We start from the raw sequence: 17335 nt of genomic DNA on the forward strand, positions 1-17335 counted from the left end.
CTTCTATAAGTAAACAGACAAATCACCTTTACCATCACGAATTACTTCAAAATCGCCGTTAGTCAGGTCAACCACGGTAGATGCCACGTTGTCGCCATAGCCGCCGTCGATTACCATATCGACCTTTTCGCCGTATTTCTCGTAGATTAGCTCTGGATCTGTCGAGTACTCTATGATTTCATCATCGTCGTGAATAGAAGTGGTCACAATTGGATTCCCCAATTCTCGGACGATTTCGCGTACAATATTGTTGTCCGGTACGCGGATACCTACCATTTTCTTCTTCGAACTCAACAATTTTGGCACTTGACCACTCGCATTGAAGATAAATGTAAATGGCCCAGGAAGCGCTTTTTTCAACAACCGAAATACCGAGGTATCAAAGGGCTTGGTATATTGCGAAATATCCGTTAGATCATAGCAGATGAAAGAAAGATTGGCCTTCTGCGTTTGCAAGCCGCGGATCTGACATACGCGCTCAATTGCTTTCTGGTTGGTAATATCACAACCAATACCGTACACCGTGTCTGTCGGATAAATGATGACGCCACCACTTCTCAGTATATCGACCGCTTGCTGTATCGCTTTCGGATTCGGATTTTCTTCGTAAATTCTGACTAACATACTTTAGGAACAGTTGGTACTGGAATAAGTTTAAGTTTTTTCGGGAATGCTAAGACCAGATTCGTGTAAGAATTGCTTTATCTTTTCCAGATCGCTGGGAGCAAACCAATGGGTATTGCCATATTTTTTGAACCATGTAATCTGCCGCTTGGCGTAGCGACGGGAGTTTTGTTGAATCTTTTCTGCCGCTTCTTGCAACGTACCATTTCCGTCTAGGAAATTAAACATTTCGGTGTAGCCAACAGTGCGCAATGCGGGATGATCTCTGTATGGAGCTAAGGATTCCACTTCTGCTAGTAGACCTTGTTCCATCATCTTATTTACCCGTTCATTGATCCGATTGTACAATGCTTCCCGGTCATCATTTAGTCCAATGGTGATCACATCAAATGTTCGAACTTTTAGTTTTTGCTGCTGGTACTCGGCAATAGATTTACCTGTGGTACCGAAGACTTCCAGCGCACGGACTACGCGCTGCGGATTTTGGAAATCCATTTGCGCATAATGCACGGGATCAATCGCCTTCAAACGATCTTGCAAAAACGGCAAACCATCTGTTCGCAAAGCGTCATTCAATTGCTGGCGAATATGCTCTGGTGCTTGCGGCAGGTCGTCCAAACCTTCCGTCAGCGCGCGTACAAATAATCCCGAGCCACCTACTAATACAACCACATCATGCTGCTCAAAAAGTGAGTCGAGCAAAACAAGCGCATCTCTTTCAAAATCGCCTGCGGAATAGATCGTATCTACAGCGTGTGAATTGATAAAATGATGGGTTGCAGCCGCCAATTCCTGCGCATCAGGTTTTGCCGTACCAATGGTCATTTCCCGATAAAACTGTCTGGAATCGGCCGATACAATCTCTGTCTGGAAATACTGTGCAAGCTGAATAGCTAGGGCAGTTTTGCCCACAGCGGTAGGACCTACAACGGATACCAGCGTTTTTTTCATGGTTTTATTACGCCGAAGGCGTTATTTGGCGTTTAGTAATCGTCTCTGTAGCCCGAAGAACTTTTTTCGCTATCTTCTCCACTTTCCGATTTCTCGTCTGCCTCGTCAAAAGTGTCAAAATCGTCTTCTTCATCTACACCATATTCTTCCGCACCTTCGTGAATGAAGTCTTCCTCTTCTTCATCTGTATCATCGGCCACGGGGAAATCTGCGGCTGCAATATTCTTAGGTGCTTGACCAATCGATTTGAAAACAGCAGGATATACTTTGCCCTCTTCTTCTTTCAGGATTTTAACCAGTTCAACATGGAAATCGTATGGTCTATCGAAGTTATAGACGTAATAAAATTTTTGATGCGGATCATCAATAAACTTGCTAAGCTTAATATCTGCCATGAGCAGCACCTGATTCTTTTTCTTACGTTCGTTGGGAAGGTGGGCAACTTCTGTCCCCTTCTTCCACTGATCGTTGCTCACGAAGAATGACGAGGAACGATCTACTTCATAGCTGGTGGTACTGTGAATAACTTCATGTAATTCGAGGAAAGTACTTTTGGATTGCATATCGACTTCGCGATAAATATCTTCATAATCCTCAAAAGTTATCTTAAATCTATAAACTGCCATGGTGTACTACTCTTTTTATTTTACCGATTATAATTTAATTTTCTTCGTTTTCTGATGGAATTGGTAAGCCCAATGCCTGTCCTTGCATTTTCATATAGTTGATGGCTTCTTCTCGCGAATTGGCAATATCTCCTTCCAATATCGCTTCGCGAATCGCATTCTTGATTTTACCCACCATTCTCCCCGGCTCCACCCCAAACGTCTGCATAATATCTTCGCCCGTAACAGGTGGTTGCCAATTACGAATATGATCACGTTCTTCTACATCTTTCAGCTTTTGTTTGACCAGCTCAAAATTGTCGCGATAGCGTTTTTTCTTATACTCATTTTTGGTGGTGACATCTGCGTAGCAAAGCATCATCAGAGCGTCAATATCATCTCCAGCTTCAAATAGCAATCTTCGTACCGCAGAATCTGTCACTACATCTTTTACCAGTACAATGGGTCTCAAATGCAATTGAACAAGCTTCTGCACAAACTTCATTTTCTCATTCTGTGGCAATTTCAAGTCGGCAAACAACTTGGGTACCATCCGGGCGCCCTTATCTTCGTGGCCGTGAAATGTCCAACCAACCTTTGGGTCAAAGCGCTTGGTCGGGGGCTTGGCTATATCGTGCATAATAGCTGCCCAGCGCAACCACAAATCATCCGACAATTCTGCTACATTGTCGAGCACTTCGAGTGTATGATAAAAATTATCCTTATGGCCTTTGCCGTCGATGTATTCGACACCATGCAATTGGCACATGACGGGAAATATTTCCTGCAGCAATCCCGTATCAAACAGGTAGATGAAACCGATCGACGGTTTAGTCGCCAATATGATTTTGTTTAGCTCATCAATAATGCGCTCTTTGGAAATAATACGAATACGAGCCACATTGCGCACAATGGCGTCTTTTGCGGCAGCATCAATTACAAAACCCAATTGTGTCGCGAAGCGAATGGCACGCATCATCCGAAGCGGATCGTCCGAAAACGTAATATCCGGATCCAGCGGCGTGCGTATTAACTTGGATTCCACATCTGCCAATCCGCTAAACGGATCGACTAATTGTCCATAATTTGCTTTATTCAACGAAAATGCCATCGCATTGATGGTGAAATCTCTGCGATTCTGATCGTCTTCCAAAGTCCCATCTTCTACAATAGGTTTGCGCGAGTCGCTGCGGTATGATTCTTTGCGCGCACCTACAAATTCCACCTGCAAGTCTTCGTGCATCAGCATTGCTGTGCCAAAAGATTTGAAAATAGTCACCTTTGTTCCTAATGCGAGGCCGACCTTGGTTGCGAAATCTATGCCGCTACCCAACACCACGATATCTACATCATTTTTAAACGCTCTACCCATAATGCGATCACGCACGTAGCCGCCAATCACGTAACAGGAAAGTTTTTCCTGATCAGCTAATTCGCTAATGATTTGAAATATAGGGTGTTGTAAATTATCATCCATAGTTGCAAGGCGCAAAAATACGATTTTTTCTGCAAGTGTAACCACACTGGCAGAAGATCGAAAATATCGTATGCTCTATTAATCGCGATCTCTTGAAAGTCGTCTAAACGTCAATGGGTTTGCGGAAAGTACTTTTTGCTCCCGACGGCGCTCCACAATATGCACCGCAGAAAAAAGCGCTTCCATAAAAGAATCGGCAGAAGCCACATTTTGTCCGGCAATATCATAGCCAGTACCATGATCGGGTGATGTGCGTACAAACGGCAAACCAGCGGTAAAGTTGACGCCGGCGCGCGATGCAATATGCTTAAAAGGAATCAATCCTTGATCGTGGTACATGGCCAATACCGCATCAAACTTCGTATACGTGTCGCTCGCAAAAAAACCATCTCCAGGATACGGACCAAAACATAAAATACCTTCTGCTTTTGCTTTTTCGATAGCTGGCGCAATAATTTCTCGATCTTCCTGTCCGATCAAGCCATTATCTCCCGCATGCGGATTAAGTCCTAATACGGCAATCTTCGGTTTTTGAATCCAAAAATCAGTTTTCAGACTAGCATGCATCATGCGCAATTTTTGGAGTATCGCATCTTCGCTCAGAGAGCTGGCGACATCCTTCACCGGAATATGCCCGGTTACCACGCCCACTTTAAGCTCATCGCTTACCATAAACATCAGCACATCTTTTGCGTCGGATTTAGCCTGTAGATATTCCGTATGTCCTGGAAATTCGAAACCTTCTTGCTGTATATTATGCTTATTGATTGGCGCTGTTACCAAGGCGTCGATATGGCCGGCTAATAAGTCGTCGCAGGCTTTTTCTAACGATAAAAATGCATATTTACCTCCGATTTCATTCTCTTCGCCCAAGGTAATCTTGACATCCTCTTGCCAGCAATTGATCATATTGGCCTTTCTAGGAACCGCTTCTTCAGCCGACGAAATGATATGAAAATTGAAATCGTTGACATTTATAGCTTTGCGGTGAAAGGAGGCTACTTTCGTATTACCGTATACGATCGGCGTAAAAAACTCCAATATACGACTGTCTTGCAGCGATTTGATAATCACTTCCAAACCTATTCCATTAATGTCTCCTACGGTAATACCAATTTTTAGCTTATCCTTCATCCTGTAATGCTTATAGCGCTGATTGCTCAAAAGTAAACAGTAAAAGGGGAAATGGCAACTATTTAAAATCGGTCGCCCCGAGTTTTTTCCGTACTTTTGATGTATCAAACAAGCACTATGAGTACAGTACGCGCGAAAAAACACCTTGGTCAACATTTCCTGAACGACAAATCTGCAGCATTGCGCATTGTCGACGGCTTGCAACCCGAATTGGGGTTTAAGCAAGTACTGGAAGTAGGACCGGGTATGGGTGTTTTATCGGATATCTTACTGACGCGCGTAGAAAATTATCAAACTTGGCTCATCGATGTGGATGACGAATCGGTTGGCTACCTAGCCAATCAATATCCTAACTTGGGAGATCGGTTGATTCATGGCGACTTTTTGGCGCTAGATTTTAGTCAACATTTCCCCGATAGCTTAGCCATCATTGGCAATTTCCCGTACAACATCTCTTCGCAGATTTTATTTAAGATCTTAGACGAACGCCACAAAGTGGTACAGATGGTCGGTATGTTTCAAAAAGAAGTAGCCGAGCGTTGCGTGGCCAAGCCAGGCGGCAAAGAATATGGAATCTTGAGTGTTTTTCTACAAGCATATTACAACGTAGAATATCTCTTCACCGTCAAAGCCGGCGCGTTTACCCCACCACCGAAAGTACTTTCGGGTGTGATGCGCATGACGCGCAATGAAAGAGCGACCTTGGATTGTGACGAAAAACTATTTTGGCGTGTAGTGAAAGCGGGCTTCAACCAACGCCGTAAAACACTCCGCAATTCCTTATCGGCAGTAATCCCTAAAGATCGCATGACGGACAATCCGCTGTATGAGCTACGCGCGGAGCGATTAACGGTTTCGGATTTTGAAAATCTCACCAACGAGATTGGCGTCGCGCTATGAAAAGTGTAGACTGTGAATTTGCCATCATCGGCGGCGGAGTAGCAGGTTTGAGCATGGGCATAGCGCTTCATGATTTGGGTAAAGATTTTCTAATTTTCGAGCAGGCAGCCGTGCTTCGCGGTATTGGGGCAGGATTCGGCCTAGCGGCCAATGCTATGCGCGCTTTCGAATACCTCGGATTACGAGAAGAAGCAGAACAAATCGGTTTTTATACCGAAAAGTATAATATTCTCGACGACAAAGGCCGTGTTCTGATCGCGCCAGATACTGCGCGCCTAGGTACGCAGTACCAGCAAAAAAACCTGACTGTACATCGGGCAGATTTGCACACTTTTCTGCAATCAAAAATAAAAGACGAGCAAATCTTGCTCGGAAAGCGAATCTTACATTACGAACAGCAGCAAGAAAGTATGCAACTATTTTTTGCTGATGGCACCACTTATCTTTGTCGCTACCTCATCGTAGCCGATGGCGTGAAATCACCGATCCGCCAACAATTGTTGCCAAATGCCAAACCGCGTTATGCTGGATATACCTGTTGGCGCGCTACAATCGATAATGCGCAAATCAGATTGCAATATGGTTCTGAAACTTGGGGCACAAACGGCCGATTTGGAATGACGCCGCTTGTGCGAGATCGCATTTATTGGTACGCTTGTTTGAATGCCAAGGCACAAGACGAAAGATATAAAAACTACACGCCGCAAGATCTACTTCAGCATTTTGGCAATTACCATGCACCTATTCCAGCAATCCTCCAGCATACCACGCCCGAAGATTTGCTGTGGAATGATATTGTGGACATCAAACCGCTGTCGCAGTTCGCCTTCGGCTCAATTCTGCTAATTGGTGATGCAGCGCATGCAACAACGCCCAATATGGGACAAGGCGCCTGCCAAGCATTAGAAGATGTAGCGGTGTTGACCGATGAACTAAAAAAGAATCAAACGGCAGAACAAGCGTTTGTACATTTCCAACGCCGCAGATTAGCGCGGACGCGCTATATCACCGATACTTCTTGGCGAATCGGCCAGATCGCACAATGGTCTAATCCGATTCTGGTACCGATTCGCAATGCGCTAATGCGTGCGATGCCAGCCAAGTGGAGCGAAGCTTCACTCGATAAATTATTAAAGCAAGATTTTTTGACTATCAATCCATCCTGATGACACAGCGTATTCTTATTGTAGACGATATACATCCGATATTCTTAGAAAAACTTCAGCGAGATAACCTCGAATTGATCTACCAACCGGATATTGGCCGCCAAGAAGCGAAAGAACTGGTAAAGGATGTTGATGGCTTAATCATACGTTCTAAGTTTTTTGTGGATGAAGCATTTCTGCAGCATGCACCTCAACTACGTTTTATCGGCCGTGCTGGTGCAGGTATGGACAATATTGATGAAGTGGCGGCTCAGCAACGCGGCATTCAGCTCTTCCCCGCCAACGAAGGCAACCGCGACGCAGTAGGCGAGCACATGATCGGCATGCTGCTTAGCCTGATGAATAATCTACGACGAGCACACCAGCAAATTACTGATCAGCAATGGCTGCGCGAAGAAAATCGCGGACTCGAACTAAAAGGATCGACCGTGGCATTGATTGGCTATGGCCACAATGGACAAGCCATGGCCAAAAAATTGTCCGGTTTTGAAGTCGAGGTGATTGCGTACGACAAATACAAAACCGGTTTCTCCGATCAATATGCACGTGAAGTATCTATGGAAGAAATCGTAAAGCGTGCCGATGTACTCAGCTTCCATATTCCACTGACACGAGAGACAAAAGGCTTGGTTGATGAGGAATACTTACGTCATTTTCGCAAACCCATCTTCTTTCTGATGGGTGCACGTGGTGCCATCGTTAATGTGCCAGCAGTACTAAAGGGATTGGATGAAGGAAAAATCCGTGGTGCAGCATTCGATGTGCTCCCGGTAGAAAAGTTTCCTGCGCTAGCCGAGCAACCTTGGTTCGCTGATTTAACGAGCCGAGAGAATGTATTACTCAGTCCGCATGTGGCTGGTTGGACGGTAGCAAGTTATTATAAGCTATCCGATGTATTAGCAGATAAAATTTTACAGCATCTGGGATAAAATCAGCACTTTTGTTGTTTAGAATGATTTTAAATAGTATGTTTGTAAGAAGAAACACACTATTTAAAATCATCGACAATGAAATTTAGCAAACAACTTGTTCTTTTGGCTTGCGGACTTACCTTTACCGCAGCGACATCGTTCGCACATAGTGAAGATCACGACAAGATTCCCGCAAATGAAACGACACTAACCTCGGATAAAAAAGCGAAGGACGTAGGTACCTTTACTGCCGAAGGCAAAACTCATAGCACTAAATTCGTTCGTGTATTATATGCGGCAGAAGGTTCTGAGATCGAAGGACAAAGCAATGATATTACGCCAATAGTGTACGAAAGCACCGATCCTAAAGGCAATGCCGTAAAAGTACGTCGTTTCCAGATTACGGCGAAAAACACCGGTTATGATGAAGTACAAACGGATCAGTCTGAAGACTACAAACTAAAATCTGTCAAAGAAGGCATCAAATTATACATCGAAGTACCTGTTGCTGCTGATGGTACGATGGATCTAAAGAAAGCGTATGTAGGTAATGCTGCGTACAATTTCGGAACACATGAGACACGCCATGCATTAACGCCAGAAACTAGCTCGGACTACAAAATCAAAATCAAACGGTTGGATCTGCCTAAATTCGACGCCAGCAATAAGCCGGGTGACAAAGGATTGATCTACAATCAAGGTTTTATCGAGTTGTCTTTCAAAGCGAAAGCGAAGCAATTGGCATCTGAGCAGATCAGTGATTTCACGGTAGATATCAAAGGGCCGATCTCTATTACGCATATACGTGGCAAAGAACGCCAAGAAGCTGCGGTGGTGATTAACCCAGAATTGGTTAAGAAAAACTTGTAGTCTTTCATTAGAATACATAAAAAAGCTGCCTGATTTTACTTCAGGCAGCTTTTTTGCGTTTAAGTAAGTCGTCATTGCAAAGCCGAGGCAGGAGGCTGCGGCAATCTAATACAATACAGAAACTATCATTCAACAAACTAGATCGCCGCATCGTGCCTCCTCGCAATAACCTTATTTCTTCTGCTCTTTCGCGCCTGTCGCGATTTTCTCTACGACAGATGGATCTAGCAATGTCGATGTATCACCAAAGTTATCAGTATCTCCTTCGGCAATTTTGCGCAGTATTCTACGCATGATTTTGCCTGATCTCGTTTTTGGTAAATCATCTACGAATTGAATCACATCTGGCTTCGCGATCGCACCAATTAATCGAGTTACCGTCTGTAAGATATTCTGCTTTGTATCGTCTTCATTACCATGATGGTTGGCGATTACATACGCATAAATCCCTTGTCCTTTTACAGAGTGTGGATAGCCCACGATTGCCGATTCGACGACGTCGGAGTGCATATTGATGGCATTCTCTACTTCCGCTGTACCAATGCGATGTCCAGAAACATTCAATACATCATCCACGCGTCCAGTAATACGATAATAACCATCTTTGTTACGATAGCAACCATCGCCTGTGAAGTACATATCTTCATACGCCGAGAAATACGTTTTCTTGCAGCGCTCATGATCGCCCCACGTGGTGCGGAGCATGCCCGGCCAAGGAAACTTAATACAAAGATTTCCGGTGACATCATTTTCCACAATCTCTTTTCCATTTTCGTCCATCAAGCAAGGTTGCACACCGGGAAGTGGTAACATCGCATAACCCGGAATCGTTGGCGAAACACCCGCTAATGGTGCAATTAAGATTCCACCGTTTTCCGTTTGCCACCAAGTATCGGTTATTGGAGCTTCACCTCCACCGATCTTTTCGCTGAACCAATTCCAAGCTTCCTCGTTAATTGGTTCGCCCACAGACCCTAATTTACGAATACTGCTCAGGTCTTTACCTTCCAAATAATCATCGCCAAATGCCATTAAGGATCGGATAGCGGTAGGTGCCGTGTATAAAATATTGACTTTATGTTTTGCCACGATATCCCAAAAACGACCCGCATCTGGAAACGTTGGAATGCCCTCGAACATCACCGACGTAGCACCTTGAGAAAGTGGCCCATATACGATGTAAGAATGACCGGTAATCCAACCAATGTCGGCCGTACAGAAATAAACCTCATCGGGCTGATATTGAAACACATTTGAAAACGTGTATCCGGTATATACCATATATCCGGCCGTGCTGTGTACCACACCCTTTGGCGTACCCGTAGAGCCAGAAGTATACAAGATGAATAAAGGATCTTCGGAATCCATTTCCTCTGCTGGGAAAGCGAGTTTTCCTTGTGTCTCTACTTTTGAGATTTCATCTTCCCACCACACATCACGCCCCTTGATCATGGATACCGGTGTGCGTGAACGTGTCAATACGATTACGCGCTCTACCGATTTACATTGTACCAACGCATCGTCTACAATATTTTTAAGTTCCAGCACCTTATTACCTCTAAAACCACCATCAGAAGTGATGACCAGCTTACATTCGGCATCGTTGATCCGGTCGGCAATGGATGTCGCGGAGAAACCACCAAATACGACAGAGTGAATTGCGCCGATCCGGGCACAAGCCAACGTAGCGATCGCTAATTCGGGCACCATCGGTAAGTAAATACATACGCGATCGCCCTTCTTCACGTTGTTGTTTTTGAGCACATGCGCAAATTGCTCTACTTTTGCCAGCAACTGTTTGTAGGTAAGTACGCGATGCGCCTCTTGCGGATCATTAGGCTCCCAGATAATAGCGGGCTTATCGCCATTGTTGTAGATATGCCTATCCAGACAGTTTTCGGTGATATTTAACTTCGCTCCTTCGAACCAACGAATATCTGGTTCTTTAAAATTCCAGTTAAGCACATTGGTCCATTTTCTTTTCCAGAAGAAGTGCTCAGCAATCTCTCCCCAGAATGCTTCCGGGTCGGAAACGCTTTTGTCGTAAGCCGTCTGATAGGCCTCAAAGGTATTAATTTGGAAACTCATCTATCTCAAGTATTGTGTTAGGTTTATAGATCACGATGTATTTATTATTTTCAGCCAATTCGTTATTTGATTGGCTTAAACACCCGTAACTTTAACTAATTTAGCTTTTATATTAAAATAACCCAAGTTTTAGAAGAATGTTTAAACAAGTTTTTTGTCAAGCGCAGATATGAAACCATTTATTCATCTGTTCCGAATATTGGTCTTTTCTAATGGGATCATTGCGCTGGCCAGCGTAGCACAAAGTGCACTGACCTACTTGATTCTTGATCTACCGACCAATCCGTTTATCCTACTGATCGAAGGATGCTCTACCGTTGCTTTGTATAATATGAGCTTGTTCTATGCAAAGCCTGCGCAACCAGCAAATTCTCCATTCGCTCGAACGCGATGGTTTTTTAGACATCAGCAAACGATGGTAAGCGTTACGATTATTGCAGGATTTTTGTTAGCCTATAGCTCATGGCACATCCACTGGTACACCATGCTGTATCTGGGATTTATCGGTGTGCTGAGCTTGCTGTACAACATTCCTTTTCTTCGGCTCGGAAAGCATAACGGCGGCTTACGGCAGATTCCAGGACTGAAGTTATTTCATATTGCAGTCGTGTGGTCGTTGAGTACGGTGGGATTACCTGTCGTGGAGACTTGGGCAGAAGGCATCGCGATCAATTGGACCGCAGCCAACTTCGTAGGCGTCGTTAAAATCTTATTTCTATTAGTATGTACACTTCCGTTTGACGTGCGGGATATCAAACAAGATTCGTACTACAACTTGAAAACGGTGCCGACTATGATCGGCAAGCAAAAGGCTATTCAATTAAACTATGTACTTATTGCTTTCCACACGCTGTTAATTGCATTCGCTCCCTTTACACTATCCATCCAAGTGGGATTGTGGATTACCAATCTATTCATTTTCTTCTTGTTGCGCCGTTTTATTTTTGTGGCGCAGCAAAAGCATTATCATGCCGTATATTTACTGGATCTCGCACTTATCGTGCAATTTGTATTTGTGGGGCTGGCCATCTATTTTTAAGGGTTAGTTTACAGAAAAAAAGTTTGGTCAATCATGTAAAATGCTTGATTAATCTCGTCATAAAACTTGTAAGCAATACCATTTCTGCACAAAATATTCAAGGTATTGTACACGGTAGAAATACTGATCTTTTTCGTCTTACAAATCTTTAACCAGAGTTGCTCCGCAGTGGTACGCTCTGCTTGAGACATCAACTCTTCGATAACGATTTTGCGCTGTTTATTGACAATAAAACTATCATTCACCAGCGTTTCATACACTTGTAAAGTCAATGCTTCTTGCGACGATTCTCCGACGGATTGTTGCTTTGATTCTGCCTTGTTCTTCTTCATCAAGCCCTCGTTTATTTAGCCTTCTTACGATAGCACAAATAACGGAGGAATTATCCAAACGGCATAATGCCGCTTCAAATAAAGAGAAGAATTACGAAGGGATGTAACGATGCCGCAATAGTGCGACATAATACATGCGCTCGACCAAATCGCCGACTTTACTACGCACTTGCTCTGTCCACTTTTGCAGATCTGCTATCGTCCAAGCGCTATCGCTCAATAAAGCCTCCAAATCTTCTGGTTCGTACAACATAAATCCATACTGTGTGAACGGTAAGGTTTGCATGAAAGCTTTACTGGCAAAAGTGATGGCCAGAACCGCATCGGGCTTGGCCACACGCGCCAATTCTTGCAACATCGCTACTGGATCCGACCAGAAATACACTGTATTCACAGAAAATATTTTATTAAAGGACCGATCGGCGTAAGGAAGCACCGATCCATCATAACAGTCGAAGCAGATTGCATGCTGTGTCATCAGCGCAGCATTGAGCTGTTGCGCTTCCGACTGCATGGTTTGTGAGATATCGACTCCCACATAGTTTAAATCTTTGGCGGCATCAACGAGTTTCGCCAAATGACCGCCATTTCCGTAACCCAATTCCAATACCTGATCGCCATCGGCTAGCTGCAACGCAGTCAGCGTTTGCAACGTCATATCGATGTTGGTTTCGTTCATATTGTCGCCAATCTGTACGCCATGTTGGCCATCAGGACAGCGCAGCTGCGCTGCGATACCCTGTAATTCTTCTTCCGTTGCCATACGATTCTTATTTACTTTCGTCGCGACGCTCCTCGGCCGATTTATCTTCGGCCGTACCAGCTTTCCAATAGGAAAATGCGTAGAACGATTTATTGTACCAACCTAATGTACTCTTGAAATGCTCGCGGATCTGTTTCACACTTTGATATTCACAGGCCACATAACAAAAACATTCTTTTCCTGCCGGAATGATCGTGTCCACCACTTTTTGCGGTAGCGAACTTCCTGCTGCTGGTTCGGCATTGAATACCCAATCAATGGTAAATCCCGGATGATGAAACTCGGTTTGCACGTCTTCTTGCCCGTGCACTTCTACGATACAATGACCTGTTGCGCTTAGCGGTAAAGAATCCAAGATAACACGCAGCACCGGAATGGCCGTCGCATCGCCAACCAATAAATACCAATCGGCTGCTGGATACAACGTGCTTTTTCGGATTTTCATCGCCACCCCCAATTCATCACCTTTTTCGGCGCGTCGCGCCCAAGATGAAGCGGGTCCAGTATCACCGTGATCGACAAACTCGATCACAATACGATTATTCTCCGTATCGATCGCCCGATGCGTGTACGTACGAATCAACGGCCTTTCGTGTTCGGCTGGCAAGATCCACTCGCTATTGGCATCGTCCCAAACCGCTAATTTCACTTTCTTTTGACCCGCTGGCGGAATCATTATTTTATTGTTCGCTCCCAAACTACAGGCCGCAAATTCTTTGGCGCCCTCCCCTTCCAGCGTGATTCGGATGTAATGTGGAGTTATATATTCTTTTGCCCAAACCCGAAATACGTGTTTGGCAATCACTGGTCGTTCCATAACTATCCTTTTTTCAGCACATTCAGCGCTTCGTCAATCATCATATTGGTCGAAGTAATACCACCGCCCGATAAATACCAAACTTGTGGATTGAGGTAGACGATATGTCCTTGTTTGTAAGCTTTCGTTTGCTGAATCAGTTTATTTTCAATTTCGCTTTTATCCGCGCCTTTTCCTTTGACAGCTTCGTTACGATCTACGATAAATAGGTAATCTGGATTAGTTTCTACAATGAATTCGTTTGACACCTTTTGTCCGTGCGTCGCTTCTTCCAATTCATCTACAGCCGGCTTCACACCCAATTCGGCATGGATAAACCCAAAACGAGAACCCGCGCCATACACGCTAAATCGACCATTGTTATGCATCGCGATCAAGGCATTTTCCGTTTTGTTTTTCAATTGCTCCTGCGCCTGTTTCAACTTCTCTTTGGTAGCCGCAATTTTTTCATTTACTGCTTCTTCCTGTCCGACCAACTTGCCCAATAGCACCGAATTTTCCTCAAAAGATTTCATGTAATTGCTGTTATCCACATCCACAAATATGGTCGGTGCAATCTTGATAAACTCATCATAGAAGCGCTCTTGTCTCGCCGAAATAATAATTAGATCTGGTGCTAAGCTGTTGATCTTTTCAAAATTCGGTTCCATCAGTCCGCCAGCATCTGCTACTTGCGCATCGTCTTTTAGCGCAGCTAAATGATCTGGCGTATAATTTTTAGGAATCCCGACGGGCTTAATGCCCAATTCATTTAAAGTTTCTAGCGATCCGAAGTCGAATACTACGATTTTTGTCGGCTGCCCATGAATTGTGGTATTGCCCAGTTTGTGACTAATCACCGTAGAATCTGAAGCGGTATTTTCGTTTTCAGAACTAGTATTATTGCAGCTCACCATCGTAATCAAAAGGCAAGCGATGCTCGTTAGTTTTAAAAGATTTTTCATGTTTCTATGTTGAAATAATTACAAATATTTTTCCCGTTTTTAGTAATGATATCGAAATCTATTCCGAATACTTCTTTTAAGGTGTCGGCTTGCACGACCCGATCCGTCTCGTCGTTATACACGATCTTCCCATCTTTCATGGCAATAATATAATCGGAGTATTGCGATGCAAAATTGATCTCATGGATCACGATCACGACCGTTTTACCCAGTTCATTTACCAGGCGGCGCAGCATTTTCATCACGAGAACAGCATGCTTCATATCCAAGTTATTCAGCGGTTCATCCAGCAAGATGTAATCGGTATCCTGCGCAATAATCATGGCAATAAATGCCCTTTGCCTTTGACCGCCACTCAGCTCATCAATGTAGCTATTGGCCATATCTTCGAGCTGCGCAAAGTGAATCGCTTTATCAATCTGCACCTCATCCTCGGCCGTCAATCGACCTTTAGAATAAGGAAATCGGCCGAAGGCCACCAAATCTCTCACCGTAAGCCGAAGATCGATATGATTGGACTGCCGTAAAATCGACAAACGCTTGGCCAAATCTTCACTTTTATAATCGTCAAAACATATATCATCAAGGTAAATCTTACCTTTATCGGCCTCTAGCAGCCGACTGATAATAGATAGCAAAGTGCTTTTTCCGGCTCCATTCGGACCGATCAACGAAGTAATCTTCCCTTTGGGCAAGCTGCAAGAGATATTATCCAGCACGATGCGCTTACCGTATGTCTTGGTGATTTGTTCGAAACGGATCATATTGCTTTCCTTGTCTTAAGCATCAAATACATAAAATAGATTCCTCCTACGAAATTGACAACAATACTCACCGTCGTCGAAAAGTTGAAGATATGCTCTACTAAAAATTGCCCTAATAGTAAGGCCACACAAGCTATGCCACTACAGAGCCACACCATGTACCGGTGTTTGCGCGTTTGAAATAATTCGTAGGTAAGATTGGTCACTAAAATGCCCAAGAAGGTAACCGGACCGACCAATGCGGTAGATACCGACACCAAAAGTGAGATCAGCAACATGTAAATCTTGACCAATTTATTATAATTCAATCCCAGATTCAAGGCGTGTTCGCGTCCAAGCGCGATAACATCGAGGTATTTCAGGTAACGCTGACCAAAGAGCAACGCGCCCAACAACGTTGCGCCAGCAATCAGCAGCAGATCGGTGTTGACCTTATTAAAAGAAACAAACATAAATCCTTGAATAACCGAAAACTCGTTGGGATCAATTACGATCTGCAAAAACTGGCCGAAGGTCTGGAAAAGTGCACCCAATACTAAACCCAGCAATAGTAAGTGGTAAATATTCTGCTTGCTTTTGCCAAAAATCAGCACGTACATCAGAAAGGAGAACGCCATCATCAGCAATACTGCATAGAAAAAATTATCCTGATGCGTAATCACCTGAAAAGTCTTATCTCCATACATAAACACAATCACCGTCTGGAACAATATAAACACCGATTCGTAGCCCATAATCGCTGGGGTCAAGATCTTATTGTTCGTAATCGTCTGAAAGATGAGCGAAGAATAAGCTACGCTAATGCCCACCAACAAAATAGTCGCTAGACGTATTGCACGCCGTGGAATCACATAATCCAAATTCGGACCTGTGTTGGATAGCATAAATAAGGCGATGATGGTCACCATCATCAATATCATTGCGATTATCTTTTTACGCTGAATCATCGGTTTCGTCTTAGTATTAAAAATAAAAAGATGATTCCGCCAATAACGCCCACCATCAGACCGATCGGTATTTCATATGGAAAGATGATGGTACGGCCTAAAATATCGCAGAAGAGCAGAAAAATCGAACCAGTAAGCGCCGTCATCGGTAGCGTACGGCGGAGATTATCACCCATCATCATACTCACCATATTGGGCACAATCAGACCGAGAAACGGGATTGCTCCTGCCGTTACGACGCTAACACTTACGGTGAGCGAAACAGCAAACAAGCCCAGATTCACGACTGTCGTATACGAAATACCCAAATTCTTGGCAAAGCTCGCACCCATTCCAACGATCGTAAACTGATCCGCATAGATGTACGCTAACACCACGGCCGGCAAGATCAGATAAATCGATTCATATTGCCCCTGCAACACGGCAGAAAAGTCGCCAATCATCCATTCTTGAACATTTTGCACAATGCCGTTCTTAAAAGCAAAGAACGTAGAGATCGCGGCCAAGATATTGCCAAACATAATCCCGAGTAACGGGATGAACACCGTACTGCGAAAACGCACCCGACGCACCATCAGCATAAATAATAGGTTGGCTGCCAATGTAAATACCAAAGCTGAGACGGACTTCATGCCCATAGACGCTTGTGGAATCAACAATATACTGAAGAGAATCCCCATTTTAGCCGCTTCCAAAGATCCGGCAGTCGTGGGCGACACAAACTTGTTTTGCGAAAGCTGCTGCATAATGAAGCCCGCCACGCTCAATCCTGCGCCCGTGAGCACCAATGCGATCGCTCTTGGTATGCGCGCGATGGTAAATACCAATAGCTGATCCGAAGACATCGCGAAGACATCACGCATGGCGATGTCTTTCACGCCAGTAAATAGCGAAATCCAGATCAATACGAGCAAGCTCACGATGGAGCCTGCGTATATTATCGGAATAGAAATTTTCTTAGTTGTCTCCAATAGGGCGTGCTATGCTGTTCGAAAGGCAAATA

The 17335-nt window shown here is 44.2% G+C and carries 18 protein-coding genes; 5 read left to right on the forward strand and 13 right to left on the reverse strand.

The genetic code is table 11. From position 1 onward, the window contains the following. Nucleotides 1-3 precede the first annotated feature (3 nt). The 5 genes from AC3IRT_RS15600 to pdxA all read right to left on the reverse strand — a co-directional run bounded on the left by AC3IRT_RS15600 (nt 4) and on the right by pdxA (nt 4791). A complete protein-coding gene (locus tag AC3IRT_RS15600; RefSeq protein ID WP_489394133.1) occupies nt 4-624 on the reverse strand; it encodes an L-threonylcarbamoyladenylate synthase in 621 nt (206 codons plus the stop codon). Nucleotides 625-654: 30 nt separating this feature from the next. Beyond that, complete coding sequence (gene miaA, locus AC3IRT_RS15605) at nt 655-1575, reverse strand: tRNA (adenosine(37)-N6)-dimethylallyltransferase MiaA (RefSeq protein WP_489394134.1); 921 nt, start codon at nt 1573-1575, stop codon at nt 655-657. Between the two features lie 32 nt (nt 1576-1607). After that, nucleotides 1608-2201, reverse strand: a complete 594-nt coding sequence (locus AC3IRT_RS15610) for an IS1096 element passenger TnpR family protein (protein WP_489394135.1) — start codon at nt 2199-2201, stop codon at nt 1608-1610. Nucleotides 2202-2235: 34 nt separating this feature from the next. Beyond that, nucleotides 2236-3657, reverse strand: a complete 1422-nt coding sequence (locus AC3IRT_RS15615) for a CCA tRNA nucleotidyltransferase (protein WP_489394136.1) — start codon at nt 3655-3657, stop codon at nt 2236-2238. A gap of 78 nt (nt 3658-3735) precedes the next feature. After that, complete coding sequence (gene pdxA, locus AC3IRT_RS15620) at nt 3736-4791, reverse strand: 4-hydroxythreonine-4-phosphate dehydrogenase PdxA (protein WP_489394137.1); 1056 nt, start codon at nt 4789-4791, stop codon at nt 3736-3738. Nucleotides 4792-4908: 117 nt separating this feature from the next. Between pdxA and rsmA the strand changes: the two genes are divergently transcribed. From rsmA to AC3IRT_RS15640, 4 genes are all read left to right on the forward strand, one after another. Then, complete coding sequence (gene rsmA, locus AC3IRT_RS15625) at nt 4909-5691, forward strand: 16S rRNA (adenine(1518)-N(6)/adenine(1519)-N(6))-dimethyltransferase RsmA (protein WP_489394138.1); 783 nt, start codon at nt 4909-4911, stop codon at nt 5689-5691. Beyond that, on the forward strand, nt 5688-6857 hold the full coding sequence (locus tag AC3IRT_RS15630; protein WP_489394139.1) for an FAD-dependent monooxygenase: 1170 nt from the start codon (nt 5688-5690) through the stop codon (nt 6855-6857). Before rsmA ends, AC3IRT_RS15630 begins: the two co-directional genes overlap by 4 nt. Next, complete coding sequence (locus AC3IRT_RS15635) at nt 6857-7786, forward strand: NAD(P)-dependent oxidoreductase (RefSeq protein ID WP_489394140.1); 930 nt, start codon at nt 6857-6859, stop codon at nt 7784-7786. The genes AC3IRT_RS15630 and AC3IRT_RS15635 overlap by 1 nt, the downstream gene beginning before the upstream one ends. Before the next feature lie 78 nt (nt 7787-7864). Then, nucleotides 7865-8638 carry a hypothetical protein gene (locus tag AC3IRT_RS15640; RefSeq protein ID WP_489394141.1) on the forward strand — a complete coding sequence of 258 codons (774 nt, stop codon included), beginning with the start codon at nt 7865-7867 and terminating at the stop codon, nt 8636-8638. 171 nt (nt 8639-8809) lie between these two features. Here the strand turns inward: AC3IRT_RS15640 and acs are convergent, their stop codons facing one another. Further along, entirely contained in the window at nt 8810-10726 is a 1917-nt protein-coding gene (acs, locus tag AC3IRT_RS15645) for an acetate--CoA ligase (RefSeq protein WP_489394142.1), read from the reverse strand. Nucleotides 10727-10895: 169 nt separating this feature from the next. Here acs and AC3IRT_RS15650 point away from each other — a divergent pair, with 169 nt between their 5' ends. Next, on the forward strand, nt 10896-11765 hold the full coding sequence (locus AC3IRT_RS15650) for a UbiA prenyltransferase family protein (protein ID WP_489394143.1): 870 nt from the start codon (nt 10896-10898) through the stop codon (nt 11763-11765). Between the two features lie 8 nt (nt 11766-11773). Here the strand turns inward: AC3IRT_RS15650 and AC3IRT_RS15655 are convergent, their stop codons facing one another. The 7 genes from AC3IRT_RS15655 to AC3IRT_RS15685 all read right to left on the reverse strand — a co-directional run bounded on the left by AC3IRT_RS15655 (nt 11774) and on the right by AC3IRT_RS15685 (nt 17303). Next, a complete protein-coding gene (locus tag AC3IRT_RS15655; RefSeq protein WP_489394144.1) occupies nt 11774-12097 on the reverse strand; it encodes a transcriptional repressor in 324 nt (107 codons plus the stop codon). 91 nt (nt 12098-12188) lie between these two features. After that, on the reverse strand, nt 12189-12860 hold the full coding sequence (locus AC3IRT_RS15660; RefSeq protein ID WP_489394145.1) for a class I SAM-dependent methyltransferase: 672 nt from the start codon (nt 12858-12860) through the stop codon (nt 12189-12191). Between the two features lie 7 nt (nt 12861-12867). Next, on the reverse strand, nt 12868-13677 hold the full coding sequence (locus tag AC3IRT_RS15665; RefSeq protein ID WP_489394146.1) for a siderophore-interacting protein: 810 nt from the start codon (nt 13675-13677) through the stop codon (nt 12868-12870). 2 nt (nt 13678-13679) lie between these two features. After that, complete coding sequence (locus tag AC3IRT_RS15670) at nt 13680-14621, reverse strand: siderophore ABC transporter substrate-binding protein (RefSeq protein ID WP_489394147.1); 942 nt, start codon at nt 14619-14621, stop codon at nt 13680-13682. Next, nucleotides 14618-15385, reverse strand: a complete 768-nt coding sequence (locus AC3IRT_RS15675) for an iron ABC transporter ATP-binding protein (RefSeq protein WP_489394148.1) — start codon at nt 15383-15385, stop codon at nt 14618-14620. Before AC3IRT_RS15675 ends, AC3IRT_RS15670 begins: the two co-directional genes overlap by 4 nt. Beyond that, nucleotides 15382-16332 (reverse strand): iron chelate uptake ABC transporter family permease subunit, encoded by a 951-nt coding sequence (locus AC3IRT_RS15680; protein WP_489394149.1) that lies wholly within the window; start codon nt 16330-16332, stop codon nt 15382-15384. Before AC3IRT_RS15680 ends, AC3IRT_RS15675 begins: the two co-directional genes overlap by 4 nt. Continuing rightward, nucleotides 16329-17303, reverse strand: a complete 975-nt coding sequence (locus AC3IRT_RS15685) for an ABC transporter permease (RefSeq protein ID WP_489394150.1) — start codon at nt 17301-17303, stop codon at nt 16329-16331. Before AC3IRT_RS15685 ends, AC3IRT_RS15680 begins: the two co-directional genes overlap by 4 nt. Nucleotides 17304-17335 lie beyond the last annotated feature (32 nt).

Source organism: Sphingobacterium sp. KH_072 (genome assembly GCF_057837975.1).

What these genes read in the sequence shown, in the direction of transcription:
- AC3IRT_RS15680 (WP_489394149.1), bottom strand. Translation starts at nt 16,332, where the DNA reads ATGATTCAGCGTAAAAAGATAATCGCAATGATATTGATGATGGTGACC.
- AC3IRT_RS15655 (WP_489394144.1), bottom strand. Translation starts at nt 12,097, where the DNA reads ATGAAGAAGAACAAGGCAGAATCAAAGCAACAATCCGTCGGAGAATCG.
- AC3IRT_RS15635 (WP_489394140.1), top strand. Translation starts at nt 6,857, where the DNA reads ATGACACAGCGTATTCTTATTGTAGACGATATACATCCGATATTCTTA.
- AC3IRT_RS15640 (WP_489394141.1), top strand. Translation starts at nt 7,865, where the DNA reads ATGAAATTTAGCAAACAACTTGTTCTTTTGGCTTGCGGACTTACCTTT.
- AC3IRT_RS15675 (WP_489394148.1), bottom strand. Translation starts at nt 15,385, where the DNA reads ATGATCCGTTTCGAACAAATCACCAAGACATACGGTAAGCGCATCGTG.
- AC3IRT_RS15665 (WP_489394146.1), bottom strand. Translation starts at nt 13,677, where the DNA reads ATGGAACGACCAGTGATTGCCAAACACGTATTTCGGGTTTGGGCAAAA.
- AC3IRT_RS15610 (WP_489394135.1), bottom strand. Translation starts at nt 2,201, where the DNA reads ATGGCAGTTTATAGATTTAAGATAACTTTTGAGGATTATGAAGATATT.
- miaA (WP_489394134.1), bottom strand. Translation starts at nt 1,575, where the DNA reads ATGAAAAAAACGCTGGTATCCGTTGTAGGTCCTACCGCTGTGGGCAAA.
- pdxA (WP_489394137.1), bottom strand. Translation starts at nt 4,791, where the DNA reads ATGAAGGATAAGCTAAAAATTGGTATTACCGTAGGAGACATTAATGGA.
- AC3IRT_RS15615 (WP_489394136.1), bottom strand. Translation starts at nt 3,657, where the DNA reads ATGGATGATAATTTACAACACCCTATATTTCAAATCATTAGCGAATTA.
- AC3IRT_RS15630 (WP_489394139.1), top strand. Translation starts at nt 5,688, where the DNA reads ATGAAAAGTGTAGACTGTGAATTTGCCATCATCGGCGGCGGAGTAGCA.
- AC3IRT_RS15600 (WP_489394133.1), bottom strand. Translation starts at nt 624, where the DNA reads ATGTTAGTCAGAATTTACGAAGAAAATCCGAATCCGAAAGCGATACAG.
- AC3IRT_RS15660 (WP_489394145.1), bottom strand. Translation starts at nt 12,860, where the DNA reads ATGGCAACGGAAGAAGAATTACAGGGTATCGCAGCGCAGCTGCGCTGT.
- AC3IRT_RS15650 (WP_489394143.1), top strand. Translation starts at nt 10,896, where the DNA reads ATGAAACCATTTATTCATCTGTTCCGAATATTGGTCTTTTCTAATGGG.
- rsmA (WP_489394138.1), top strand. Translation starts at nt 4,909, where the DNA reads ATGAGTACAGTACGCGCGAAAAAACACCTTGGTCAACATTTCCTGAAC.
- acs (WP_489394142.1), bottom strand. Translation starts at nt 10,726, where the DNA reads ATGAGTTTCCAAATTAATACCTTTGAGGCCTATCAGACGGCTTACGAC.
- AC3IRT_RS15670 (WP_489394147.1), bottom strand. Translation starts at nt 14,621, where the DNA reads ATGAAAAATCTTTTAAAACTAACGAGCATCGCTTGCCTTTTGATTACG.